Below are 303 nucleotides of genomic sequence, written 5' to 3'. Positions count from 1 at the left end.
CTTGCCGCTGGTGACGAATTTGTAGACATAGTCGAAGCGCTCGTCGTCGCCGAGATAGAAGACGACGCGGCCATCCTTGGCGACGATCGATTCGGCGCCCTCATGCTTGAAGCGGCCCATGGCGGTGCGCTTGCGGGGCACGGAGGTCGGATCGTTGACGTCGACCTCGACGATCCAGCCGAAGCGGTTGGGCTCGTTCGGCTCCTTGGCGAGGTTGAAGCGGTCGTAATGCGCGCCCCATTCATAGGCGCCTTCCGAAATCCCGAGGCGCTTGTAGTTGGCGGCTTCCTTTTGGCCTTCCGG

1 protein-coding gene is annotated in these 303 nt (G+C 62.4%); it reads right to left on the bottom strand.

Translation table 11 applies throughout. The features are described 5' to 3' along the window. Nucleotides 1-303 (bottom strand): alkaline phosphatase PhoX (locus tag EN862_RS35580; RefSeq protein ID WP_135913332.1); only part of this gene is annotated, 303 nt, incomplete at both ends.

The organism is Mesorhizobium sp. M2E.F.Ca.ET.219.01.1.1 (assembly GCF_004016445.2).
Lineage (GTDB): Bacteria > Pseudomonadota > Alphaproteobacteria > Rhizobiales > Rhizobiaceae > Mesorhizobium.
Note: the sequence above shows the minus strand (reverse complement) of the source record. Positions and strands in the feature narration are given on the sequence as shown.